The following is a 2,474-nucleotide window of genomic DNA, read 5'->3' as shown; positions in this document are numbered from 1 at the left end:
AATGATTGAAATTATTGATTCGTCGTTCGTAACGTCAGCTCCTACCATTCGTGTGACTCCGGAAAATGAGTACCAAAACGAAGTGGCCTTTATGGCCCGTTCCAATACTGGGAAAAGCTCACTCCTCAATACCTTAACTAAGCGAAAATCACTGGCTAAAGTTTCTGCAACACCGGGAAAAACACGGCTTATTAACTATTTCGATGTTGTATTTGCCGATCGAGAAACCAATGAGCGCCTTAATGCAAAATTTGTCGATTTACCGGGATTCGGATACGCAAAAGTGGCAAAGTCGCTTAAAACCGATTGGGAAAGCAACCTCACTGATTTTATTTCCCAGCGGAAACAAATTCGTATTTTTGTCCATCTGATTGACTGTCGCCATCCCGATTTGGAGATTGACCGCTCAGTAGATAGTTATTTAAATGAAATATGCACCCCTGATCAAACGATCGTGACTATTTTTACTAAAATTGATAAACTGAACCAAAAAGAGCTTTCCGAACTGAAAAAACGGTTTCCGGGTGCAATTATGGTTTCCAACTCTAAACGTCGCGGAGTCGATGCGATAGTTGAACATTTGTATCGATTGCTTAAAAGTAACGATGTATGAGTATCACCTATAAAAAACCGACACTAAACGATATATCGGCAATGCAGCTGTTGGTTGCGCCTGAAATAGAGAGCGGTGTTATTCTGCCACGCAGCAACGACGAAATCGCCACGAACATCCGTTCGTATTTTTTAGCGATGGATGGGGAAAAACTGGTCGGTTTTGTCGCATTGCATATCCATTCTCCGGTATTGGCAGAACTTCGCTCAATGATTATCGATACAGCGTATCGCGGGCAAAATATCGGAACTACTTTAGTGGAAAATGCATGTGAAGAGGGGCGACGTTTAGGATTACAAGAGGTTTTGGCGTTGACATATCAACAACACTTTTTTGAACGTTTGGGATTTATTGAAATTCCAAAAGAATCTATCCCTGAACATAAAATTTGGGCAGATTGTATTAAATGTAAACACTTTCCGGTATGCAACGAAGTTTCTCTTATCAAAACGTTATAAGTCGGCTTTTTTTAGTCGCACTTTTCGTTGTCTATATCAGCTTAAGCAGCATGTATCTTTTATTGCCCCCTTTATTGGCGATCCTTTTTTTCTTCTATTACGATGCATTGATGAAACACGATTTATTCGGCTTGATCATTATTTCGCTGATGCTGCTGGTATTTGAAGCTGAAAAAGGGTTTTGGTTTGGTAGTACGATTGTATTTTTCACGTTGCTGTCACAATATCTCCTCCCCAAAATTGAACAGATCATTCAGTGTAAAATTTGTATGGCGGCTATTATGGTAGCCCTTGCTTATCCCGGATATTGGCTATTTGTATGGTTCGTTAATCAGGTACTCCTGTTAAATGTACCTGCTATTGACTGGCATATAGGGCTCTATATGATTATTGAATTTTTAGTGGTTGCGGCATTAGTATGAAAATTAAAATATTACTGACGTTCTTTATCATTGTTTGGATAGGTTTGGTGGTTAGAGTATTTCATCTCTCGATCCAATTTAATGAGTATTATGAAGGTCTCTCTGAAAACAATAGTATTAAATCTGAGCTCTCCGCTCCGGTAAGGGGAGAGATATTGGATCGTAACAATGAGCCGATAGCGATTAATGAATTAGGGTTTAAAATTGCCTTTGCTCCCCATCTGACCAAAGGGAAAGATACTACGTTGTTGGACAAAGAGATTGCCTATCTCCTCTCTATGATTCCCACGTTGGATGGTAAAAAAATAGCAAAGACCTACAAACAGCAAGACTCTTATTATAACCATGCGTTTATCGATGTTGTAGATTTCGTCCCTCATGAAACGGTTATACCGATATATGCCTTGATGAATTTACGGGATACGATTAAAATATCGCCATCACCGAAACGGTTGTACCCTTATGGGATGGTAGGGTCCCACCTTATAGGATATGTGGCAAAAGCCAATCAAAAAGAGATTAATGCCGATCCTTCTTTGCAACTGCTAGGACATGTCGGAAAAAATGGTATCGAAAAATATTACAACCGTTATTTACAAGGGATAGCAGGGGAGAGACGAATCAAGGTAAATGCCCATAACGTCGAAATTGAAGAGATAGGACGCAGTGCAACACAAGAGAATCGTAATTTAGTCCTAAATATAGATATGAATCTTCAAAATTTTATTACGCAAGCATTTGAAAAGCGTGTCGGAGCTATTGTGGTTATGGATATTCACGGTGCCGTGTATGCTGCCGGAAGTTATCCAGAATATGATCTTAATGCGTTTGTATCGGGGATAAGCTCGAGTGAATGGAATGCTCTGATGCTGAGTGTAGATGCTCCGTTTACCAACAAGCTGATCAATGGTCTCTATCCTCCCGGATCGACAATCAAGACCGGTATGGGACTTATCTATGCTACTTCAGGAATGCTTGATG

The 2,474-nt window shown here is 40.0% G+C and carries 4 protein-coding genes; all 4 read left to right on the top strand.

Features of this window, described 5'->3' with window-relative positions:
- The first annotated feature begins 1 nt into the window (after window position 1).
- Window positions 2-613, top strand: a complete 612-nt coding sequence (yihA, locus tag A2517_RS10940; protein ID WP_294896961.1) for a ribosome biogenesis GTP-binding protein YihA/YsxC — start codon at window positions 2-4, stop codon at window positions 611-613.
- Window positions 610-1,071, top strand: coding sequence for an N-acetyltransferase (locus tag A2517_RS10935; protein ID WP_294896959.1), 462 nt, complete (start codon window positions 610-612; stop codon window positions 1,069-1,071). The genes yihA and A2517_RS10935 overlap by 4 nt, the downstream gene beginning before the upstream one ends.
- Window positions 1,072-1,181: 110 nt before the next feature.
- The gene (locus A2517_RS10930; protein ID WP_294896957.1) at window positions 1,182-1,493 is read left to right on the top strand and encodes a hypothetical protein; all 312 of its coding nucleotides are present in this window, start codon (window positions 1,182-1,184) and stop codon (window positions 1,491-1,493) included.
- Window positions 1,490-2,474, top strand: a 985-nt coding sequence (locus tag A2517_RS10925; RefSeq protein ID WP_294896955.1) for a penicillin-binding transpeptidase domain-containing protein, incomplete at its 3' end; no start/stop codon positions are given. The genes A2517_RS10930 and A2517_RS10925, both read left to right, overlap by 4 nt.

This window comes from Sulfuricurvum sp. RIFOXYD12_FULL_44_77, assembly GCF_001830725.1.
Taxonomy (GTDB): Bacteria; Campylobacterota; Campylobacteria; order Campylobacterales; family Sulfurimonadaceae; genus Sulfuricurvum; species Sulfuricurvum kujiense_A.
The sequence above is the reverse complement of the archived record's forward strand: the minus strand, read 5'-3'. Positions and strand labels throughout refer to the sequence as shown.